The sequence below is a fragment of the Nocardioides sp. NPDC006303 genome, assembly GCF_040613175.1.
In the GTDB taxonomy this organism is placed as follows: Bacteria; Actinomycetota; Actinomycetes; order Propionibacteriales; family Nocardioidaceae; genus Nocardioides.
This window is the reverse complement of record NZ_JBEXRR010000003.1, coordinates 150,781-170,166: the sequence shown is the minus strand read 5'-3', so window position 1 is coordinate 170,166 and position 19,386 is coordinate 150,781. Positions and strand designations below refer to the sequence as shown.

The window sequence follows — 19,386 nt, the reverse complement described above, 5'->3', positions numbered from 1 at the left end:
AGAGTGAGTGACGGCTGTCTTTCGACGCTCACAGCACCCGCTGCGGATGGCCCGGCGGGTTCAGGTGTCTGTGGACAACTGCGACCCGAAACGCCACAAGGAGGGCTCACCAGCCCCGCCGAGACGGTCCACGAGGTCGCGGGCGCGCTCGTGGGCGACTTCGTCCTCGAGTCGACGGCGCGTGGCGAGGTCGTTGCGTACGAACTCCTTGAAGTCGATGTCCCGGTTCTCGATCGCCCGCTCGACAGGGGCGGCTGCCGGGGGTTCGCCGGGCCAGGTTGCCTGCCTGGTCGGTCGGTCGCGGTCGAGCTTGGTGCCGCAGGTGCTAACCCAGTCGCGTAGACGATGTCGGGCATCGACGAACTCGCGATGCCATGCGAGCGGGGCACCGGGCGGTGCCTCGGGGTCGTAGGCGCTGAGCCAGGCGGTGTGCAGTGCGGAGAGTTCCCAGACGAGCTCGTCGTGCCGGTGCCACAGGGGCGGGATGGTGGCGGGTTGGAGACCGTAGGCGAATCGGAGCCAGCCGACCCATGCATTCAAATCGAGCCACTCGCTCTCGGCCTCTTCGGCGGTAAGCAGGTTCCAGTTGATCGGCCGGAGGATCTCGTCACCGCCGCCGCCTTCGTAGGTCGTGCCCATCGTTGGCCTCAGAGCCCGACAGCGGGGGTGATCGACTCGCTCGCGGCGCCGGATGTGGTCTCGGCGGCCGCCGGGCTTCCGCGAAGGACCTCGTAGCGGGTCCGGGCGAGATCGTGGCCGATTCTGCGAGCTACGAACTCCTGGCGTGGGATCTGCTGATCGTCGCGGTCGATCTCGTACTCGTTGATGTAGCCGGCTGCGACGAAGGAGTCTCCGACGCGGAACTGCTCGACGGCGCGCTTGGCCGCGGTGTCGTAGACGACGAGGTCACCATGGACCGGGTCGAGTTTGGTGAAGGAACCGTCGGGTTCTTTCCGGAACTGCTCCACGCCGAACCAGGCGTGGAACCGTGGGCTGCCGTCGCGGGCCTTCGTCAGCTCGGGGATGGTCGCGATGTAGCCGTGCAGGCTGAGCTGGGTGGGGATCGACATGAGGTGCCTCCCGATCGCACGACACCGCTTGCTCGGCGTCGCTCTCGGAAGACAGGTGCGCGAAGCCGTCCTCGTCGCGGGGGTGGGGATCAGATCGACACGGGCCCATGCTGACGCTGAGGCCCGTTGATGCTGAGAAGCCGCCGGCTGGGAGGTGGAAGCAGCCCCGTTCGAGGGCTGCGTAGTCACTGTGGCATCGGGTGATGTCCCAGCTGCTTCTCCGTCGTGGTGCGGAGCCGGGCCAGCTCCTTGCTGTCGGGGCGGGCTGTCCAGCGACGCAGGTCGGTGACGATCGGTGGCGTGGACCGAAGCAGGACGAGGCCGGTGCCGAAGGCGAGGGTGCGGATCGTGTCGGGCGGGAGGATGGGTACGCGGCGGGTGGAGCGTTGGAGACCGCGGGTGCCGTGGTCGCCGATGGTGATGGTGTCGGTGTGCTCGTCTCGTTCGCCGATGAGGGTGGAGAGGTCTTGGAGGTCGCGGGCGGCGGCGGTGCCGCCGAGGATGACCTTGACGATGGCGGCGTCCCAGATGGCGTTGGCGGCATGGTCGCCCCACTTGTCGCGTGCCTGAGAGAGGGACTGGAGCACCGGCATGGTGGTGATGCCTGTTCCACCGCCTTCGGCCATCAGAGTCGGGAGTGAAGGGAGCGGGGCCAGGTTGCCGATCTCGTCGAGCGCCAGGAGCAGGGGTGGGTCGAGCCGGGCACCGGAGGAGCGGGCGGCTACGTGGCGTGCGGTCTCGACGAGGTCTTCGACCAGCGCGGCGACCAGTGGCCAGGAGGCGCCAGCGCCTGCTCCGGTGGCGAGCAGGTAGAGCGTTCCGTTGTGCTCGAGGAATGCGGTGGGGTCGAAGGCCTCATCCTCAGTGGGGCTGACGGCGTGGAGTACGCGTGGGTCGGCGAGCGCGGACAAAGCGAGGGAGACGCCCATCCAGATCGAGTCTCGGGTACGTGGGTCGGCCTCGATCATCGAGTCCAGCGACTCGGCCCACCCTGTGGCGGCGTCGGGCCGGCCGGCGAGGATCGCGACGGCGTCGGCCGCGGCGGCCGGCGCGAGGGTCCAGGAGAGGAGCTCGGCGGGCGTACGTCGGTCGAGGGCGGCGGCGTGGAGGAGTGCTTGGAGTGCACTGCGGGTCTTGCCTTCCCAGAAGCCGCCGCTCTCGACACCGCCAGCGGAGAGCCCGGTGGCGGAGGCGAGGCCTGTGGCGCGGATCATCGCGGTGAGGGGGTCTTCGCAGCCGCGTACCGGTGACCAGCGCAGGCCGTGGGGGAGTCCTTCGGCGAGGTGTTGGGGGTCGAAGATAGCGACGGGTCCGCGCTCGCGTCTTGCCTCGAGGGTGATGGCGATGTTGTCCGGGCGAGTGGAAGTGGTGACCACCGCCCCTGGAGCGTCAAGGATCGCGTTGACCACCAGGTGCAGGCCTTTGCCGGAGCGCGGTGGACCGAGCACCAGCATGGAGTCTTCGACCGAGCTCCATACGCCGCGTCCGTGGGCGTTGCCGAGGAGGTATCCCACGTCTCGCGCGGCCGGCTTGGGCAAGCCGGGGCGGAGGCTGTCGGCTCGCCCGAGGAGGGTCGACTCGGACGCGACAAGGATGACATCGCGGCGGGTCGCGACGCCGTCTATCCGATGTATGTCTCGTCTCGATGCCTCTCGCATCCTGCCGAGTACGCGCCAGCCCGACCAGCAGACTGCCCCAGCGAGGGTGAAGAGCGCAGCGACCACGAGCCAGTAGACGATGGGCGACAGTCCGTGAGCGCCCAGGGCGGCACCCGGATCAGCGGGGGTGGTGATCACGTCGGCGGCGCCGTTGAGTCCGCGTCGTGGCCTGGCAGTCCCGGTCATCCATGTTGCGATCGACCCGGCAAGTCTGAGCACCCCGAGGATGATGACACCGCCAGCCAGAAGGATGAGGCCGAGGTTGACCAGCTCGTCGTCGATCTGGCGCGGACTGAGGTTCATGGCGCCACGCCCTCGCCGCCTTCGGTCAGGGTGGCCGACGTCTTCGTGGTCTGTCCGATGAGAACGACGTCGTCGCCGTATCGCTGGAGGAACGCGGGAGGCAACCGCACGGTCACGGTGCCGTCGGTCTGTGCGGTGCGTCGCGCTACGACGACGGCGACCATGACGCCTTCTTCGGAATCAAAGCGGCCGCGGATCCGAGGTGTCTCCGGGCGCGTGCGCGCCGCCTGGCGGGGCGTGGGGTCGGGATCGCTGGGTGTTTGGATGTCGATGTATTTCTCGCCGTCGGATTCGGTGATCTCGACGCGGATCGGTCCGAGCTCGTCCGCGAGATCTTGGAGGAGCCCTCGCACCTGGTCTCGGCCGAAACTGGGCGAGAGGGTGTAGGGCTCCTTGTCCACAGTGACCGTAGGCGCCCCATCCGCGTTGACATGGATCCGGACGGTCGGGAGAGCGATGGGGCCCCTGGTCCTGGTGCGGCCACGCATCACAGACCCGGGCCCTCGACCGAGCTGGTCCTTGGCGGCGGGTGACCTTGGTCGACGCCAGCAGACGCCGAGCGAGCAGGATCGTTGCGGTCCAACCCGGGCGGCGTTCCGTCGGGGATCTTTTCGGTGTCGAGATGGTTCAGGATGCTGATCGCTGCGAGACGGACGCGGGCGGCGGTGTCCTGGACGACTTGGACCGGGTCGGTGCCTGGCACCTGCGAGGCCCAGGTCGATACGTACGGGACGGTGTACTTGCTGCTGTCCATCCCGTGGGCCCTGGTGACCATCATTGCGACGCTCTCGGCCTCGATCTCCTTGATGCCACGGTGCCGGGCAGCATCCTCCTGCATGTCGACCGGGCTGTGCAGCACGACATGGCCGGCCTCGTGTGCGAGCGTGCGGACCATGGCGGCGTCGTCCATGTCCACGCGGACCGAGACCGAACGAGTCATGAAGTCGGTGATCCCGTTCGTCCCGCCGATCGCCTTCGCATTCGACACCAGCCGCAGATCGAACCCACGCTCGGTGATGTGCTCGGCCAGTGCCTCCCACAACCCCTCGGGAGCTGCACCCTCGAGAAGTTTTGGCGCAGGCGGCTCCGGAATCGGATCGCCCTCGGTCTGAGAGATGTCCCAAACGTACGCCGGCCGGAGCCCGGCCATCTTGTATCTCGTAGCCTCTCCAGGCTTGGCGCGCTCGCTGTTCGCGAGCCTCCGCCACGAGTCGGGATCCGCGGGTGTCATCGACGCAACTCTGACCTTGACTGGGGCCATGATCTGAGTGCCCGGCTGCCCCTTCATCACAGATCGCCCGAGGCTCTGCCATTGGCGGAAACCAGCGACGTACGTCGGGGTCGGGCCGGGTACCAAACCCTGAGCGTAGTTGTCTTCATGAGCACGATGGATCAGCAAAACATTGTGGAAGCTCCTGCTCCGGAACTTCGTTGCGAACTCGAGCGCTCGGCGCCAGTCGTCGCCCGTGACCAACTGCTTGACCTCGCCGACCATTCGCTCGTGCATGACCTCGAGCTGCGCCTGACGCTTCGCTCGCGCTTGCGCCTTGCTGTCTGTCTCGCGCGTGCACCGTGTTCGGTCCTGGTCCCATGCCATGTTGATGAGGTGCACCCTGGTCGACGCGCGGACGATCGCCGTGGGCTGCCTTCGGTTGTGCAGCGCGGACGGCGTGCGCCTAGAGTCGATCGAGGGCGCGGCGACGTGTCCCCGATCCCGGGTATCCGGTGTTCGGATCGCCAGAGATGCGATTCGACGGTCGCGAGTATCGCCGCTATGACTGCCTATCCTCCGGGCCCTTCGATGCCGCCGCCCTCTGTGCCACCTCCCGTGTACAGGAAGCGCCGACGCAGGCTGGTCGTCGCCGTCGTGGTGATCTGCGTCCTCGTGATCGGCGCAGCAGGTGTCGGCATCTGGCGCGGTGTCGAGGCGATCATCGACTATAGACAGGATGCTGCGGCCGCCGCCAAGGTCAAGGCCAACCAGGATGCATGGAGGGCGTGCCAGAAGGAGATCGGCGACTTCGTCGACGCTGTCTATGCGATAGACAGCCAGCTCGACGTCGGCCTGACGAACGCTGAACTTCGAGAGGCGGCAGGCGATGCCGCCGTCGTGCGCGGAACAGTCCAGTCGTACGACCTTGCCGATGGCTGCCAGAACATCTACAACCTGGCCTCTGGAGCACTGGCTGTGTACGCGTCCACGGCGCAGGAGTGGAACGACTGCATCACCGATTGGTACTGCACCGTGAACACCGACAACTACCAGCTTCGGTGGGCTGATGCATCTGGCGACATCAACAAAGCCCGTTCCGGCCTCTCCAGAGGGTATGACCCGGACGACGCAGACGCTGAACCGGCGTTTCCTGGCGAGACCGAGACCGGGTCTGCGTAGCCCGCGTGACCGGCCAGCTCTCGTCTTGGCGTGACGGCCTCGCCCGGCGCGTCCTCGCAGCGAGTTCCACGGGTCTCGGCTAGGAGCCGGTCGTTCCAGATGCTCTGCGGGATGTGTCATAGAGCGAAAGTTCGGCTGGATGTAGTTGCGCCTGAACGAGAAAGGATCGGTCTTTGATCCGCCAGAGACCTTGACCGGTCCCGAGCGTTGGGAGCAGTGATTGCTCGGTGCCGGTGAGGCCGAGGGCCGACGCCGTGGGACCGAGTTGATCCGTCTCTTGTCTGTAGACAACGCGCGTTTCGGCATTGGCGAGGAGCGAGGATGCCAGCGCGCGGGCGGCGGAGCCGTGGTCGCCGACGTTGTCGAGGTCGGTGAGCTTGTGAAAGATCAGCATGTTGGCGATCCCGTAGTGCCGGGCGAGGCGCCAGTGGGCGTCCATCCGGCGGAGGAGTGCTGGGTGTTGCATCAGGCGCCAGGCTTCGTCGTAGATCACCCAGCGTTGGCCGCCGTCGGGATCGAGGAGGGCGGACTCCATCCAGGCGGAGGCACAGGTCATCAGGACGGAGATCAGAGTGGAGTTCTCGGTGACCTGGGAGAGGTCGAGGGAGACCATCGGCAGGGATGGGTCGAAGCGTACGGTCGATGGACCGTCGAAGAGGCCGGCGAGATCGCCGGCGACCAGGCGCCGCAGACCGTGACCGGCGAGACGACCGTCTTCGGTTAGTCGTCCGTCGGGATCGTCTCTGGGGTCGGGGGAGAGGAGTCGGTCGACGACAAGCGGCAGGACCGGAACGTCAGTTGCGCGTGAGGCAGCGGTCAGGGCGATGTCGATGGCAGTGTGCTCCAGTGGGGTGAGAGGTCGACTTAGCATCGTCTCAGTCAGCGCACCGATCAGGTCGCGGCGGCGGGCAGTCACCTGACTAGCCCATTGGGCGTCGTCGACGCCACGTGGCCGGTGGCCCTCGTCGAGTGGATTGAGTCGATTGGACAGGCCATGGCCGAGTGCGATGGCTTGGCCGCCGACGGCTTTCGCGACTGGTGTGTGTTCGCCCTTGGGGTCGCCCGGGACGTACACGCGTCGTCCGAAGGGGATCGAGCGGGCGTACAGGCTCTTGGCGAGGGCGGACTTGCCAGCACCGACGATGCCGGCGAGCACGAGGTTGGGGGCGGTGATCAGGCCGCGGGCGTAGAGGACCCAGGGGTCGTAGACGAACGCGGAGCCGGAGTAGAGGTCGGTGCCGACGAAGACGCCGTCGGCGCCGAGCCCGCCTTCGGCGAGGAAGGGGTACGCCCCGGCGAGGGTTGCGGAGGTGTCCTGGTGGCGGGGGAGTCGGAGCCTGCCGGGAGTCCGGAGAGCCTGGGGGCCCGGCTCGCCGGATCGAGGTAGCGGTCGCGTCGCGCGGCGCTCTGTTGCGAGGGCTTCGGATTCGGCTCGCCTCTGCGCCCGCAACTGAGTCCTGTCCTCAGAAACGAGCCGCTTAGCTAGTTCGCGGCGTCGCTTGCGGTCGCGGCGCGATGCCCGTCCTGGGGAGACCAGAGTGGCTGATTGGAGGCGGTCGGTCATCGCTGGATGCCGGTGCCCGCGATGGCGCGACTGCCGCTGATCGGTTGGTTGAGGGTCGGATCCGGTGGTGCGTACGAGATTCGTGCCTCGTTCTGACATGCCCGATCGACGCTGCTTGCGGCCTGGGTCAGGATCTCGGCGGATCGGTGGACTTCCCACGAGACCGCGTATGAGGTTGCCCTTCCGCTACGAGCGCTCTCGGCGACACGGGCGCGGCCGTGCTCGAGGCTGTCGTGGACTCGTGCGATCTGGTGAAGGGACTGTGCCATGGAGTTGAGTGCGAGCGAGATGTCGCCGAGCAGGTCGTAGCGCTCGCCGGGGTCTTCGATCCTCCGGCCGCTGTGGGCAAGGTGGCGCAGGCTTTCGCGTGCTTGGGCTGCGTGGGTGCTTGAGTCGCTGATCGGCATAGTGCTTCTCCGTGGACGTTGGGATGGACGCCACGAAGGTGCGCGTCGCCGTCCGCAGGCCGGGGAGTTGGGTTCGCGTCGCTCACGGCAAAGGGCCGAGTCGGTGTGACGTAGTTGACTCGTCATGCGGTCGCCCCAAGTCGTTCCAGCGTGGTACCAAGGTCGTGGCTCGGGTGAGTGCTGCGACGGAACCCCCGCCGGTCGCATCGCTCGCTCGGGCCGCCTTCGTCCGGGATCGGTCAGAGCCGACTGCACAGCGGAAGAGCCGCAGCAGCGAGAGCGTGGGCCTGCTGTCCCCAGAGCCGTCGTGTCTCACACGATGCCTGTACGGCTGCTTGCTCGACGGCGGCGACGACGCGTTCGAGTTCGTCGGCGTCGGCGGCCGAGAGTGCGAGGAGCCCGGTCAGGCGGAGGAGGCCGTGGCCGGCGGTGAGGTCGGCTTCTTGTTGGAGGACGTCGGCGTATTCGGCGGTCTGTTGGGCGTCTTCGATCTGGCCGATCCGTTGGCGTTGAGCGGCGTCGGAGATGTACTCGGTCTTCTTGCGGCGCAGGTCGCGGACGGCGAGATCCGCACGTATCGGCTTGTAGTGAAGCGAGATCGCGCGGTGTACGCCGGTGGTGTGCACGAGCGGAGCGAGGAAGCCGGGGTAGACCTGAGATCTGGGCCATTCGCTGATCCAGAGGACGGCGTGGTGGGCGGAGTCGGAGCGCAGTGAGCCCCAGGATTCGTTGATGGCGTTGGGTCCGGCGGTGGCGAGGTCGCGGCCGAGGGTTCCTTGGCGTTCGAGTGCGGTGGCGACGCCGGGATCGTAGGCGGTGCGGAGGATCAGGGCCAGCTCACCGGGGGAGAGCCAGTCGCCCGGACTGAGGTCGGCGGCGCGTAAGGCTGCGGTGAGTGTCGTCATCTCCTGGCGGAGAACGGCTGCCGCGCCTCGGATGCCCTTGCCCGCGGCTCTGATGGCTCGGCCAGCGGCCTTCATGTCGAGGGCGATTGAGATCGTGGTGGCGTGGCGTTCGCCGGCGGGACCTGCTTGGTCGATGAGTTCGGCGTAGGTCTTGGAGGCCCAGGTGTCGTCGTGGGTGCCGTGGCTTTTCCACCAGTCGGCGAGGCCGCGGCCTGAATCGGGGAGGGTGCGTTCGAGGACTTGGAGGGAGGCGATGCGGCCGGAGCGGCAGGTGGTGGCGAGTACGCGGCCCCAGCCGGTGACGCGGCGTTGTTGCTCGGCTGGGTCGAGAAGGGTGAACGCTGGGTGGGTCACGCCGATGGTGGCGGTCAGTGTGGCTGCATGGGGGTCGTGGATCATGACTGCGCCGGTCTCGTCGTCGTGCCACTGGCGTAGCGACGCTGCGTCGCCGGGGAGGGCGAGGGTGCCGGCGGGGCGCGGGCGGGTGATGCGGCGTCGGAACTCGCGTTGGCCGGTGGCTGTGCGCCAGGCCCAGATGGTGGTGATCGGGAGCCAGGCCACGACTCGGCGCCCGCCGACGCTGCCCCAGGCTAGGACCGCACACGTCACCAGGACTGGCGTCGCGATCACGAGCCCGGCGCCGCTGGCAGTGTAGAGGGCAACGAGGAGGGCGAGGGCGCCGATGCCGAGTACGACGAGCTGGCTCAGGGAGAGGCCAAGGATGATGCCGCGCTTGGAGAGTCGGGAGAACTTGACTGGAGCGAGCTCGTACGGCCTCGGGTGGATGCTCATGGTTTGGTCCCGGGCTTCGTGGTTGGCGTCGGATCAACGACGCGGGGCAGCGGTGCCTGCGGGGGCGGTACGTCGGATGCCGGCGGAAATTCGCGGCTCTGGGGTGCAGTGCCCTCGGCGGCATCGCTCTCGTTCTGGGCTGCGGCGCCGACGTACGTACCGGCCTTCGGGCCGGCGGTGGCGCCTTCCTTCGCGACGTGGACGCCGGCCGCTGCCCCGGCTGCCACCGGCATCGCGGAGCTCGCCGCGGCCGTTCCTCCTTGCGAACCTGCTGTGGTCGCGACGCCGCCGGTCGGCGCGGATGGGGAGGGGTTGGGCTGCGGCGTGTTTCCTTGTTCACTTCCGCCGCCGAGGACCTTCTGCGGTTGCAGGATGGGTTGGCGGATGGGGAGGGGGAGTGGGCGGTTGAGGGCGTGTTTGGTCTCTTGTTCGGCGGACATGGCGTGGTACATGTCGAAGCCCATGAAGTTGATGGCCTTGTAGGTCAGGTAGGGCGCGAAGCCGGCGATGAGGAGGAGTACGACGCCGGAGAGTGGCTCCGAGAGGCTGGTCAGGTCGGCGTCGATGGGGGCGGAGACCTGGCTGGTGGCGAGCAGGAAGATCACCACAACGACGAGCTTGGACAGGATTAGGGCGATCACGAACGATGCCCAGCGAGATACCCAGGTGCGGGTGTGGTCCCAGGAGGCGCCAGCCAGGGCGAACGGGGCGAGTACGACCGCGACCAGAAGCAGGGCTTTGCGGGCCAGCAGGCTGAGCCAAACGAGGAACGTGGCGCCGATGAAGAGGCCGGCCATGATGATGGTGAGGATGATCCCGACGCTGGGGTTCTTCGTGCTGATCGCCCCGACCGAGGCGGCGAGGACAGCCATCTCCTCGCCCATCCGATCCATATTGGTGCCCGCTGCGTGGACGATGCCGCGGGCGAGCTGGTCGGTGATCTCGAGCGCGGTAGCGAGGAGACCGAGCGCGAGGAAGGAGCCGATGACCGACTTGGCCAGGCCGAGGATCGCTCGGGTGAGGGCTGCGGGTTCGCGGCGGATCAGGCCGGTCATGATCTGGAGCAGGAAGAAGCCCAGCATCACCACGATCGCGATGCCGAAGACGATGTTGTAGATGCGGGTGAAGTGGCCGGTGGTCAGGTCGACCATGGTGGTGTCGTCTATGACCGTCCAGGTCGTCTCGATCAGCGTCTTCGCGGTGGCGGCTAGGGCGTCGGCGAGCCATTGGAACGGCAGGGTCGCCACGTTCACGGCCTGCTCGCCGGCGGTATTGCAGACCTCGTTGATCCCGGGTACGTCGCACACACTCATCGCTCACACCGACTGTCCGACATTCCAGAAGAAGTTGATCAGGGTCACGCTGGCGCCGGTGACGATCGCGGCTCCCAGGGCAACCAAGACGCCGACCTTGCCTCGGCCGGCGAGGTGAGGGTTGCTCGAGTTCGCACCCAGCGCCCAGACGATCGCGGCGATGAGCAAAGCCAGGACCGAGAGGATCAGAGCAACGGTCATCATCGCTCCGACGATCTCGCGGAGCTGAGCGATGCCGGGAAGGCCGTTGGTGTTGGGCGTGACGTTCACACCGGCGGTGACTGACGTAGGTGAATCTGGGCGGCCCATAGTGAGTCCTCTTGTAGGCGTCGCTGACCTACATGAGGTGTGCTCGCCCACCCGACGAAGGCGGCCCCAGTCTGGATGACCCGGCCTGTCTGCCGTGCATTGTGTATGTCAACCAGCGCTAGTTGGCGTATTGGTCGACCTTGGCGACCTCGATCTTGACGCCCTCCGGGAGGTCGTAGGACCCTTACGCGTCGATCTTGAGAGATTCTCCGGGCTCGGTCTCCTGGGGGTTGGCGTACGCCTGGCCGACTGTCTTCGAACCGTTGGACGACTTTGCGCTCATCTCGAAGTTGTAGTTCATCGCCTTCGCCGCAGAGTTCGTCACAGTCACCTCGATGGTCGTTTCGCCGTACTCTCCACGAGACCAACGATCACCCAGGCGAAGTTGCGCCGAACCAGCACTGGCTGCCCTTCTGTTGCGCGTGGGGATCCAGCCCGCAGGGCGGCGGACATCGCGGGCCCGGCGGTATCGACGGCTGGTAGTGGTCAGTCGCCGGGGGGTCCTGTTCGAGAGTTGACGCGAGGAGATGGGACTGCTGGTGTCGGGTGCCTCCGACGAGCGCCGACGACCGTGGCCCGCATGTCGTGGTCGAGGTGGTCTCGCACACCGTCGAGGCGGACATCGTCGCGATCTGTGCCGGTTAGGAGTCGATGCAGGATCTCTACGACACCCTCGTCGCAGGCGGTCGTGCGCCGCACCTGATCGGTGGCGCGGAGCTGGTGGCCGAGGTCGACGCGAAGGATCGCCCAGGGCGTCTCCGGCGCCGCGGCGCTGTAGCGGCCGGCTTCAGCTCGAGAGGTACGAGCGCAGGTGCGCCATTGTGGCGTCGAGCAGGTGGGGGAGTGAGGCGTCCTCGTCGGCTAGCCATGCCTGGTAGGCGGCGAGGGCGAGGGCGAGGGCGACTTGGCCGATGGTCTGGGGGAGGAGGTCATCAGGCTGTGTGTTGGTGCGTTCGGCGACGTAATCGGCGATGACTTGGCGCCAGCTGGTGTAGCGGAGCACCGAGTGGGCCTGGAGGGCCGGGGTGGTCAGGATCAGGCGCATCCGGTCCCGGTGGCTGGGGCTGGCGTCGGCGGGGAAGTCGTTGAACGCGAGTACGCCCCGGTGGACCGCAACGTGGAGCGGGAGGTCGGCGGGCATGGAGCGCAGGATCTCGCGGAAGCCGTCGAGGGTGCGGTCGAACTGTCCCCAGGGGATGTCGTTCTTGGAGGGGTAGTAGCGCGTGATGGTGCGCCTGCCGACTCCGATCGCCTCCCCGATGTCGTCGAGAGTCGTGGCTTCGAAGCCCCTGGACATGAACAGCTGGAAGGCGGCCTGCTCGATCTCCGCGTGCGTGGTCGCGGCGGGGCGTCCGCGGATCGAGCTGCGCCGCGTCGCGGGGGCGGGGCTGGTCGGCATTCGTCGGAATCTATCAGCCGTCTCTGGCGTGCTGAAGGCAAAAGAGTTCCCGGTTCGAGACAACCTCTATCTTTTTGACCTCCAGTGTCATTAATGTGTTGTGCGTCACCCGAGATGAAGGAGAGCTGTCATGAACCCTGACGAGAACACCCAGATCGTGGACGAGGCCCTGACCGAGGAGTCGTTGATCGAAGAGGTCTCGATCGACGGCATGTGCGGCGTCTACTGAGCGTCGTCATGCTGAGTGATCCGAGCATGGCCGTGAGCCTGGACAGCGCATGGGTGCTGTCGCCGTCGGTCGCGCTGCGGCCTGAGCCCTTCGGGGCGCTGGCCTACCACTTCGGGAACCGGAAGCTGACCTTCCTCAAGCGCCCCGAGCTGGTGGCGGTCGTACGCGCCCTGGGGTCGCACCCGGACGTGCACGGTGCGCTCGTGGCATCGGGAGTGCCGGAGGGCCAGCACGCTGCGTACGTCGCTGCGCTCTCCGGCCTGGCCCGGACCGACATGATCCGTCCCGTGACGTGAGGAGCCTGTGATGAAGCTGGTGGAGCACTTCGAGCTCGGCCTGGATGCGCCGATCTGCCTGACCTGGGAGCTGACGTATGCGTGCAACCTGGAGTGCGCGCACTGCCTGTCGAGCAGCGGCCGGCGCGACCCGCGGGAGCTGAGCACCGAGCAGTGCGAGGCGGTGATCGACGAGCTGCAGCGGATGCAGGTCTTCTACGTGAACATCGGCGGTGGCGAGCCGACCGTACGTCCCGACTTCTGGCACCTGGTCGAATACGCCGTCGCCCACGACGTCGGGGTGAAGTTCTCGACCAACGGCGTCCGGCTCACCCCGGAACGGGCGCGGTGGCTGGCCGCGAGCGACTATGTGGACGTACAGATCTCGCTGGACGGGGCAACGGCCGAGGTCAACGACCGGGTGCGGGGGACGGGGTCGTACGACACCGCGATCACCGCGCTGCGCAACCTGCACGAGGCCGGGTTCCGCGACGCCAAGCTGAGCGTGGTCTGCACCCGGGAGAACATCGGGCAGCTCGACGAGTTCAAGGCGATCGCGGACCGGTTCGGGGCGACGCTGCGGCTGACCCGGCTGCGTCCCTCGGGCCGCGGGGCGGATGTGTGGGACGAGCTCCATCCGCTGCCCGAGCAGCAGCGGGAGCTGTACGAGTGGCTTGTCGCCAACGGCGACAATGTGCTGACCGGGGACTCCTTCTTCCACCTGGCCGCGTTCGGGCCGGAGGACGGCAGCGGTGCGTTGCCTGGTCTGAACCTGTGTGGCGCCGGCCGGGTGGTGTGTCTGATCGACCCCGTCGGGGATGTCTATGCCTGTCCGTTCGCGATCCATGACCAGTTCCTGGCGGGCAACCTGCTCGCCGACGGGGGCTTCGACACGGTGTGGAAGACCTCGGCGCTCTTCCAGGAGCTGCGGGAGCCGCAGACCGGTGGCGCCTGCTCGGGTTGTGCCCACTACGACTCCTGCCGTGGCGGTTGCATGGCCGCGAAGTTCTTCACCGGACTGCCGTTGGACGGGCCGGATCCGGAGTGTGTCCAGGGCTACGGCGAGTCCGCGCTGGCCGGTGCCCGGACCATTCCCGCGGTCGGTCAGGACCACTCCCGCAGCGCCCCAAGCCGCAACGCGCCGGTGCTGCTGACGCTCTCCCGACGGCGTCCGGACTCCGACCTTGCCCCACCCGTGAGCGCGCCGGTGAGTGCGTGCGCCGAGTCGCCGCTGGCCGGCTTCGCACCCAACTGACCCTGAGAACAGAAGCGAGAACAGACATGGCCTGGAAGAACCCCTGGAAGCAGAACCCGTGGTTCGAGTCCGTCGCGGTGGCGCAGGAGCGTGCCCGCAAGCGGCTGCCGAAGCCGGTGTACGCGGCGCTGCTGGCCGGCTCGGAGCGCGGCCAGACGATCGCGGACAACCAGCAGGCGTTCGCCGACCTCGGGCTGGCGCCGCACGTGGCCGGCCATCACGACAAGCGCGAGCTGTCGACCACGGTGCTGGGCCAGGAGATCGGGTTCCCGGTGATCATCTCGCCCACCGGCGTACAGGCCGTCCATCCCGACGGTGAGGTCGCGGTCGCGCGGGCGGCGGCGGCTCGGGGCACGGTGATGGGGCTGTCCAACTTCGCCTCGAAGTCGGTCGAGGAGGTCGTGGCGGCCAACGCGGCGACGTTCTTCCAGATGTACTGGACCGGTGACCGCGACGTGATGATCCGCCGGATGTGCCGGGCGCACGCCGCCGGAGCGAAGGCGCTGATCGCCACCCTGGACTGGTCCTTCTCCATGGGCCGTGACTGGGGCAGCCCGGAGATCCCCGAGAAGGTCGACCTCTCCGCGATGCTCAGGTTCGCACCCGAGGTGATGAGCCGGGGGAGATGGCTCGCGGCCTACGCACGCAGCGGCGGCATCCCCGACCTGACCGCCCCCAACCTGGCACCCATCGCCGACGACGGCAGCCTGGGGGAGCCGCCCACGTTCTTCGGTGCCTACTACGAGTGGATGACCACGCCGCCGCCGTCGTGGGACGACGTGGCCTGGATGGTGGCCACCTGGATGGACCTGACTGCCGACAATTCTGGTCAGGGCAAGCCGTTCATGCTCAAGGGCGTGTGCCGGGTCGACGACGCGCTGCGCGCGGTCGACGCGGGCGTGGACGCGATCTCGGTCTCCAACCACGGCGGCAACAACCTCGACGGCACCCCGGCCACCATCCGGGTGATGCGCCCGATCGCCACCGCGGTGGGCGACCAGATCGAGGTGCTCCTCGACGGTGGCGTACGCCGCGGCTCCGACGTCGCCAAGGCGCTCGCCCTGGGCGCGCGTGCGGTGATGGTCGGCCGCGCCTACCTGTGGGGCCTGGGCGCCAACGGCCAGGCCGGGGTCGAGAACGTCCTCGACATCCTCCGCAACGGCCTCGACTCCGCGGTCCTGGGCATGGGCAAGGCCTCCATCCACGACCTCACCCCGGAGGACCTGGTGATCCCCGACGGCTTCGAGCTCGCGCTCGGGCAACCATCGGGCCGACCACTGGACCGGCCGTGAGCCTGGTCGACCGTCCCTGGCCGGAGATCGTGGCGGGCGGCACGGTCCTGGTGCCGGTGGGCTCCACCGAGCAGCACGGGCCCCACCTGCCGCTCGACGTCGACACGGTGATCGCGACCGCGGTCGCCGACGAGCTCGCCCCGCTCATCGGCGCCTCCGTCGCCCCGGCCGTGCCGATCGGTGCCAGCGGTGAGCACCAGTCGTTTCCCGGGACGATCTCGATCGGGACCGCGGCCCTGACCTCGGTCCTCGTCGAGCTCGGCCGCTCGCTGACCACCTGGGCCTCCCGGGTCGTCTTCGTCAACGGCCATGGCGGCAACCTGGACGCGGTCACGGCCGCCGTCGCGGTCCTTCGCGCCGAGGGAAGAGAGGTCTCCTGGGTGCCCTGTCAGGTCCCGGACGCGGATCCGCACGCCGGCCAGACCGAGACCTCGCTGATGCTGCACCTGGCCCCCGAACGGGTACGTCTGCGGCAGGCCGTCCCCGGCAACACCCGCCCGATCACCGACCTGCTGCCGGCGATGCGGGCAGGCGGCGTCGAAGCCGTCTCGGCCAACGGCGTTCTCGGTGACCCGACCGGAGCGAGCGCCGAGCAGGGCAAGCGCATCCTCGAGGCGATGGTCGTCGCTGCCTACGACCGGCTCCGGATCGGAGCCGCGGCCCGATGAAGCCCAAACCAGCGCGCGCAGCGGCGACACGGGTCGCGCTGGTGACCGGCGCCGCGCGCGGGATCGGCGCAGCGACGGTGCGTGGTCTGGTGGCCGGGGGCGTACGTGTCGTCGCGCTGGACTGGTGCGTGGGGGAGGACTCTCCGGTCGGCTATCGCCAGGCGACGAAGGCCGACCTGGACACCCTGGTCGCCTCGCTGCCGGCGGGCTGGGTCGAGCCGGTCGTCGGTGACGTACGGGATCCGGCGGCGCTGACCGCGGCGGTCGGCGCGGCGAACCAGACGTGGGGGCGGCTCGACGTCGCGGTCGCCGGTGCGGCGGTGATCGCCGGCGGGCGCCCGTTGTGGGAGGACACCTCGCTCGACCTGCAGTGGCAGATCGACGTCGCCGGTGTCTGGAACACCGCGACGGCGGCTGTCCCCGTGATGCTCGCGGGGCCCGATCCCGGCGGTTGCCGGTTCGTCGCGCTCGCCTCCGCCGCGGGCTCGCGCGGGCTGTTCCATCTCGCCGCCTACAACGCCGCGAAGCATGCCGTGGTCGGTCTGGTGCGGGGCCTGGCCGCGGACCTGGCCGGCACGGGCGTGACTGCCTGCGCCGTCTCGCCGGGTTCCACCGACACCGCGATGCTCGCTGCGACCGCCGATCTCTATGCGGTCGGCCCGGAGGATCTCGCCGCCCACCAGCTTCTGCGCCGCCTGCTCACGCCCGACGAGGTCGCCGCCACCGTCGTGCACGCCTGCTCGCGTGCCGGGGCGGTGCTCAACGGCTCGGTCGTCGCCGCCGACGGAGGCTTCGGCGGATGAGGCTGCCGGATGGGTTCACGGTGCGGGTGCGCGATGACGTACGTCTCGTGCCCACGGCGGACGGTGGGTTGTCGCTGGTCGGCGGTTCCCCGTTGCGGTCCATGCGCCTGGCGTCCACGGTTGCCGACCGTGTGGCCGGCAGGCAGGTTCGGGTCCACGATGCCACCTCTGATGTCATCGCTCGCCGCCTGCTCGACGGCAACCTCGCCGATCCCGCGGACCTGACGCCCGCCGACCGGGCCGAGCTCACCGTCGTCGTCCCGGCCCACGACCGGCCCGAGCTCCTAGACCGCTGCCTGGCTGCTCTGAGCGGGCCCTGTGTGCTCCGCGTCATCGTCGTCGACGACGCCTCCCGGGACCCAGAGGCTGTCGCGGAGGTCGTACGCCGCCACGGCGCCACCCTCCTCGCGCTCACCGACAACGTGGGACCTGCCGGCGCCCGCAACGCTGGGCTGGCCCGGGTCGCCACCACCTATGTCGCCTTCGTCGACTCCGACGTCGCCGCCGCCCCGGAGATGCTCGCCCAGCTCGCCGGTCATCTCGCCGACCCTCGGGTCGCACTGGTGGGGCCACTGGTTCGGGGGCACAGCGACAAGGCCCGGCCGGCGTGGTTCGAACGCCACGACATGGCCGCCTCCTCGCTCTCCCTCGGCACCAGAGCGTGCTCGGTGCGCCCCGGTGCGGCCGTCGGCTGGCTGCCGTCGGCCTGCCTGGTCGCCCGCACCTCGACCCTGCGAGAGGTCGATGGCTTCGCCGGTGACCTACGCGTCGGTGAGGACGTCGACCTGGTCTGGCGACTGGTCGAGGCCGGGCACGTGGTCCGTTACGCGCCCGATCTCGAAGCGCTGCACGAGGTTCGCGGAACGATCCGTGGCTGGCTCGGTCGAAAGCTGGTCTACGGCACCGGCGGTGCCGAGCTCGGCCGCCGGCACGGCTCTGCGGTCGCCCCTGCCGTACTGTCCCCGGCCATGGCCGCAGCCGGAGCCGCGATCCTCGCCGGCCGCTGGTGGTCGGCGCCCGCGGCGCTCGCCTCGCTGGCCTGGGGCGGCCGCGTCGTCTCGGAGGCTTTGCCCGACGTCCCCGGCCGCCGTGGCCTCGCCGCCCGCCTCGCCGTCCGAGGACTCGGCTGGTCGCTGCGCCAGGAGTCGGCGCTCCTGCTGCGCCACTGGTGGCCACTCACGCTGGTGGCCTGCCTGTTCAGCCGCACCGTACGCCGGATGGTGCTCGCCGCTCTCGTCGTCGACACCGCCGTCGCCTTTCACGAGACCGACGTCCGGCCGACGACCCTCATCGGCCGCCGCCTCGACGACCTCGCCTACGGTGCCGGACTCTGGCTCGGCGCCGCGAGATCCCGGTCCGCGCAGTGCCTCACCCCGCGCCTCGTCCGCCGGCCTTCCCAACGCCCCAGTAGTCGGAGTCAGTCGTCTCCGAGGCCAGCGAATCTTGATGGCGTCGGGACACCTATGGGCACCTGATCGGCGACGAGAACGAGACGGTCAGGTCGGTCCTCCAAGCGGCACTCGGAGTTAGGCCGGTCCTCAAGCAGGTGCCAGATGCAAACCCTGCTCTACTTCCAGAACTATCAGTAGAGCATCTCGAAGCCTAAAATACCCGGTCAGAACAGTGAAAGAGGACGGGCTGGCCTGCAAGCCGGGAATCGTTGAGCCAGTTCGTGGGGTCTGTTGAGCGGCCGTCGAGCCGGATCTCGAAGTGGAGATGGGGCCCGGTGGACTTGCCGTCGGAGCCGACGTCGGCGATGTGCTGACCTGCGGTGACCGCGTCGCCGACGCGTACGTGGATGCCGTTGCCGTACATGTGAGCGTAGCCGGAGTTGACCTCTCGTCCGCGGATGGTGTGGTTGATGAGGATGAGGTGGCCGTAGCCGGAGGGATGCGAGCCGGCGTAGGTCACGGTGCCGTCGCTGATGGCGAGGATCGTGGTGCCGAGCGGGGCGGCGTAGTCGCTGCCGGTGTGGAGGGAACTGGCGCCGGTGACCGGATCGGTGCGCCATCCATACGGACTGGTCGCACTCCAGGTGCCCTTGGGAAGTGGGAAGACGATCCTGCTGGTCTCGGTGACCTTCGCCGGCTGGCCGTCCGTGTGGCTGGCGAGGGCGGCGATGATCGCGTCGGCGACGGGTTCGAACTGGGTGTACCGATCAGGGAACGCGGAGACCTCGACGGCCTGAGCGGCCGCACCCGGTGGGAGCTGCCGCCAGCCCGGGATGTCGAGCAGCCCGCGCGGTGAGCCGCGGTTGGGACCGTTCTCCCCACCGAAGAACGCGCGTGCCTGGTACGTCGAGTCCATGAGTTGTGCGACGGTGCCCCAGCCGGCGAGTGGGCGCATCTGGAACAGGCCGAGTGAGTCGTGGTCGGCGCCGTTGCCGTCGTTGGGGAATTGGGTGGATTCGGGCCAAGCGCTGGTGTTGGCCAGCATCCGCAGGCTCGACTCGGTCAGAGCCGCCATGAGGGCGATGCGTACTCCTTCACGGCCGACGCCGGGTATGCGGCTGCCGATGGTGGCGATCGTTGCGGTATGGGTGAGCTGGGTGCGGTCGAGGGTGATCGTGGTGCCGCTGGTGGTGCGCGCAGTGAGGTGATCGGGTACGTCTCCGATCTCGATCGAATCGCCACAGCTGCCGCGCGGTAGGCCTACCGCCTGTACGACGATCGCGACGCTCGAGAGACAAGCGGCGGGGGAGAGGAGTATGGCGGCGAACATAGCGGCGATGAGTGCGAGGCGCATGCTTGGC

21 protein-coding genes and 1 pseudogene are annotated in these 19,386 nt (G+C 68.5%); 8 read left to right on the top strand and 14 right to left on the bottom strand.

Translation table 11 applies throughout. The features are described from left to right. Positions 1-60 precede the first annotated feature (60 nt). The 6 genes and pseudogenes from ABZY89_RS03910 to ABZY89_RS03885 all read right to left on the bottom strand — a co-directional run. The gene (locus ABZY89_RS03910) at positions 61-639 is read right to left on the bottom strand and encodes a hypothetical protein (RefSeq protein ID WP_355224805.1); all 579 of its coding nucleotides are present in this window, start codon (positions 637-639) and stop codon (positions 61-63) included. Between the two features lie 8 nt (positions 640-647). Then, positions 648-1,070 (bottom strand): single-stranded DNA-binding protein, encoded by a 423-nt coding sequence (locus ABZY89_RS03905; RefSeq protein ID WP_355224804.1) that lies wholly within the window; start codon positions 1,068-1,070, stop codon positions 648-650. A gap of 185 nt (positions 1,071-1,255) precedes the next feature. Continuing rightward, positions 1,256-3,031, bottom strand: coding sequence for a TraM recognition domain-containing protein (locus tag ABZY89_RS03900; RefSeq protein WP_355224802.1), 1,776 nt, complete (start codon positions 3,029-3,031; stop codon positions 1,256-1,258). Beyond that, positions 3,028-3,432: a hypothetical protein gene (locus ABZY89_RS03895; protein WP_355224801.1), complete on the bottom strand. Its 405-nt coding sequence runs from the start codon at positions 3,430-3,432 to the stop codon at positions 3,028-3,030. The genes ABZY89_RS03900 and ABZY89_RS03895 overlap by 4 nt, the downstream gene beginning before the upstream one ends. An 86-nt stretch (positions 3,433-3,518) precedes the next feature. Then, a complete protein-coding gene (locus tag ABZY89_RS03890; RefSeq protein WP_355224997.1) occupies positions 3,519-4,262 on the bottom strand; it encodes a hypothetical protein in 744 nt (247 codons plus the stop codon). A 24-nt stretch (positions 4,263-4,286) separates the two neighbouring features. Next, positions 4,287-4,538: pseudogene (locus ABZY89_RS03885) on the bottom strand (ArdC family protein); the annotation flags it as partial. A gap of 267 nt (positions 4,539-4,805) precedes the next feature. Here ABZY89_RS03885 and ABZY89_RS03880 point away from each other — a divergent pair. Beyond that, on the top strand, positions 4,806-5,423 hold the full coding sequence (locus ABZY89_RS03880) for a hypothetical protein (protein ID WP_355224799.1): 618 nt from the start codon (positions 4,806-4,808) through the stop codon (positions 5,421-5,423). A gap of 79 nt (positions 5,424-5,502) precedes the next feature. On the opposite strand, the gene ABZY89_RS03875 is transcribed toward ABZY89_RS03880, so the two are convergent. From ABZY89_RS03875 to mftR, 7 genes are all read right to left on the bottom strand, one after another. After that, positions 5,503-6,579, bottom strand: coding sequence for an ATP-binding protein (locus ABZY89_RS03875; RefSeq protein WP_355224797.1), 1,077 nt, complete (start codon positions 6,577-6,579; stop codon positions 5,503-5,505). 404 nt (positions 6,580-6,983) lie between these two features. Continuing rightward, positions 6,984-7,394, bottom strand: coding sequence for a hypothetical protein (locus ABZY89_RS03870; protein ID WP_355224796.1), 411 nt, complete (start codon positions 7,392-7,394; stop codon positions 6,984-6,986). A 239-nt stretch (positions 7,395-7,633) separates the two neighbouring features. Further along, positions 7,634-9,091 carry an SCO6880 family protein gene (locus ABZY89_RS03865; RefSeq protein ID WP_355224794.1) on the bottom strand — a complete coding sequence of 486 codons (1,458 nt, stop codon included), beginning with the start codon at positions 9,089-9,091 and terminating at the stop codon, positions 7,634-7,636. Beyond that, entirely contained in the window at positions 9,088-10,404 is a 1,317-nt protein-coding gene (locus ABZY89_RS03860; RefSeq protein ID WP_355224793.1) for a conjugal transfer protein TrbL, read from the bottom strand. Before ABZY89_RS03860 ends, ABZY89_RS03865 begins: the two co-directional genes overlap by 4 nt. Positions 10,405-10,407: 3 nt before the next feature. Next, on the bottom strand, positions 10,408-10,713 hold the full coding sequence (locus ABZY89_RS03855) for a DUF6112 family protein (protein ID WP_355224791.1): 306 nt from the start codon (positions 10,711-10,713) through the stop codon (positions 10,408-10,410). Between the two features lie 184 nt (positions 10,714-10,897). Next, complete coding sequence (locus tag ABZY89_RS03850) at positions 10,898-11,038, bottom strand: hypothetical protein (protein ID WP_355224789.1); 141 nt, start codon at positions 11,036-11,038, stop codon at positions 10,898-10,900. Between the two features lie 462 nt (positions 11,039-11,500). Then, the gene (mftR, locus tag ABZY89_RS03845) at positions 11,501-12,112 is read right to left on the bottom strand and encodes a mycofactocin system transcriptional regulator (RefSeq protein WP_355224788.1); all 612 of its coding nucleotides are present in this window, start codon (positions 12,110-12,112) and stop codon (positions 11,501-11,503) included. Between the two features lie 130 nt (positions 12,113-12,242). On the opposite strand from mftR, the gene mftA reads away from it, so the two are divergent. Genes mftA through mftF form a run of 7 tightly spaced genes read left to right on the top strand, consistent with a single transcriptional unit; the run spans position 12,243 to position 18,109 of the window. Further along, entirely contained in the window at positions 12,243-12,341 is a 99-nt protein-coding gene (mftA, locus tag ABZY89_RS03840) for a mycofactocin precursor MftA (protein WP_355224786.1), read from the top strand. Positions 12,342-12,367: 26 nt separating this feature from the next. After that, positions 12,368-12,637: a mycofactocin biosynthesis chaperone MftB gene (gene mftB / locus ABZY89_RS03835; RefSeq protein WP_355224784.1), complete on the top strand. Its 270-nt coding sequence runs from the start codon at positions 12,368-12,370 to the stop codon at positions 12,635-12,637. A gap of 10 nt (positions 12,638-12,647) precedes the next feature. Beyond that, complete coding sequence (gene mftC / locus ABZY89_RS03830) at positions 12,648-13,871, top strand: mycofactocin radical SAM maturase (protein ID WP_355224782.1); 1,224 nt, start codon at positions 12,648-12,650, stop codon at positions 13,869-13,871. A gap of 26 nt (positions 13,872-13,897) precedes the next feature. After that, the gene (gene mftD / locus ABZY89_RS03825) at positions 13,898-15,163 is read left to right on the top strand and encodes a pre-mycofactocin synthase MftD (protein WP_355224780.1); all 1,266 of its coding nucleotides are present in this window, start codon (positions 13,898-13,900) and stop codon (positions 15,161-15,163) included. Continuing rightward, the gene (mftE, locus tag ABZY89_RS03820; protein WP_355224779.1) at positions 15,160-15,831 is read left to right on the top strand and encodes a mycofactocin biosynthesis peptidyl-dipeptidase MftE; all 672 of its coding nucleotides are present in this window, start codon (positions 15,160-15,162) and stop codon (positions 15,829-15,831) included. Before mftD ends, mftE begins: the two co-directional genes overlap by 4 nt. Then, on the top strand, positions 15,828-16,634 hold the full coding sequence (locus ABZY89_RS03815; protein ID WP_355224777.1) for a mycofactocin-coupled SDR family oxidoreductase: 807 nt from the start codon (positions 15,828-15,830) through the stop codon (positions 16,632-16,634). Before mftE ends, ABZY89_RS03815 begins: the two co-directional genes overlap by 4 nt. Next, positions 16,631-18,109: a mycofactocin biosynthesis glycosyltransferase MftF gene (mftF, locus tag ABZY89_RS03810; RefSeq protein ID WP_355224775.1), complete on the top strand. Its 1,479-nt coding sequence runs from the start codon at positions 16,631-16,633 to the stop codon at positions 18,107-18,109. The genes ABZY89_RS03815 and mftF overlap by 4 nt, the downstream gene beginning before the upstream one ends. Positions 18,110-18,236: 127 nt before the next feature. On the opposite strand, the gene ABZY89_RS03805 is transcribed toward mftF, so the two are convergent. Then, entirely contained in the window at positions 18,237-19,379 is a 1,143-nt protein-coding gene (locus ABZY89_RS03805; protein WP_355224773.1) for a M23 family metallopeptidase, read from the bottom strand. Positions 19,380-19,386 lie beyond the last annotated feature (7 nt).

What these genes read in the sequence shown, in the direction of transcription:
- ABZY89_RS03910 (WP_355224805.1), bottom strand. Translation starts at nt 639, where the DNA reads ATGGGCACGACCTACGAAGGCGGCGGCGGTGACGAGATCCTCCGGCCG.
- ABZY89_RS03905 (WP_355224804.1), bottom strand. Translation starts at nt 1,070, where the DNA reads ATGTCGATCCCCACCCAGCTCAGCCTGCACGGCTACATCGCGACCATC.
- ABZY89_RS03900 (WP_355224802.1), bottom strand. Translation starts at nt 3,031, where the DNA reads ATGAACCTCAGTCCGCGCCAGATCGACGACGAGCTGGTCAACCTCGGC.
- ABZY89_RS03890 (WP_355224997.1), bottom strand. Translation starts at nt 4,262, where the DNA reads ATGACACCCGCGGATCCCGACTCGTGGCGGAGGCTCGCGAACAGCGAG.
- ABZY89_RS03880 (WP_355224799.1), top strand. Translation starts at nt 4,806, where the DNA reads ATGACTGCCTATCCTCCGGGCCCTTCGATGCCGCCGCCCTCTGTGCCA.
- ABZY89_RS03870 (WP_355224796.1), bottom strand. Translation starts at nt 7,394, where the DNA reads ATGCCGATCAGCGACTCAAGCACCCACGCAGCCCAAGCACGCGAAAGC.
- ABZY89_RS03865 (WP_355224794.1), bottom strand. Translation starts at nt 9,091, where the DNA reads ATGAGCATCCACCCGAGGCCGTACGAGCTCGCTCCAGTCAAGTTCTCC.
- ABZY89_RS03860 (WP_355224793.1), bottom strand. Translation starts at nt 10,404, where the DNA reads ATGAGTGTGTGCGACGTACCCGGGATCAACGAGGTCTGCAATACCGCC.
- ABZY89_RS03855 (WP_355224791.1), bottom strand. Translation starts at nt 10,713, where the DNA reads ATGGGCCGCCCAGATTCACCTACGTCAGTCACCGCCGGTGTGAACGTC.
- mftR (WP_355224788.1), bottom strand. Translation starts at nt 12,112, where the DNA reads ATGCCGACCAGCCCCGCCCCCGCGACGCGGCGCAGCTCGATCCGCGGA.
- mftA (WP_355224786.1), top strand. Translation starts at nt 12,243, where the DNA reads ATGAACCCTGACGAGAACACCCAGATCGTGGACGAGGCCCTGACCGAG.
- mftB (WP_355224784.1), top strand. Translation starts at nt 12,368, where the DNA reads ATGGCCGTGAGCCTGGACAGCGCATGGGTGCTGTCGCCGTCGGTCGCG.
- mftC (WP_355224782.1), top strand. Translation starts at nt 12,648, where the DNA reads ATGAAGCTGGTGGAGCACTTCGAGCTCGGCCTGGATGCGCCGATCTGC.
- mftD (WP_355224780.1), top strand. Translation starts at nt 13,898, where the DNA reads ATGGCCTGGAAGAACCCCTGGAAGCAGAACCCGTGGTTCGAGTCCGTC.
- ABZY89_RS03815 (WP_355224777.1), top strand. Translation starts at nt 15,828, where the DNA reads ATGAAGCCCAAACCAGCGCGCGCAGCGGCGACACGGGTCGCGCTGGTG.
- mftF (WP_355224775.1), top strand. Translation starts at nt 16,631, where the DNA reads ATGAGGCTGCCGGATGGGTTCACGGTGCGGGTGCGCGATGACGTACGT.
- ABZY89_RS03805 (WP_355224773.1), bottom strand. Translation starts at nt 19,379, where the DNA reads ATGCGCCTCGCACTCATCGCCGCTATGTTCGCCGCCATACTCCTCTCC.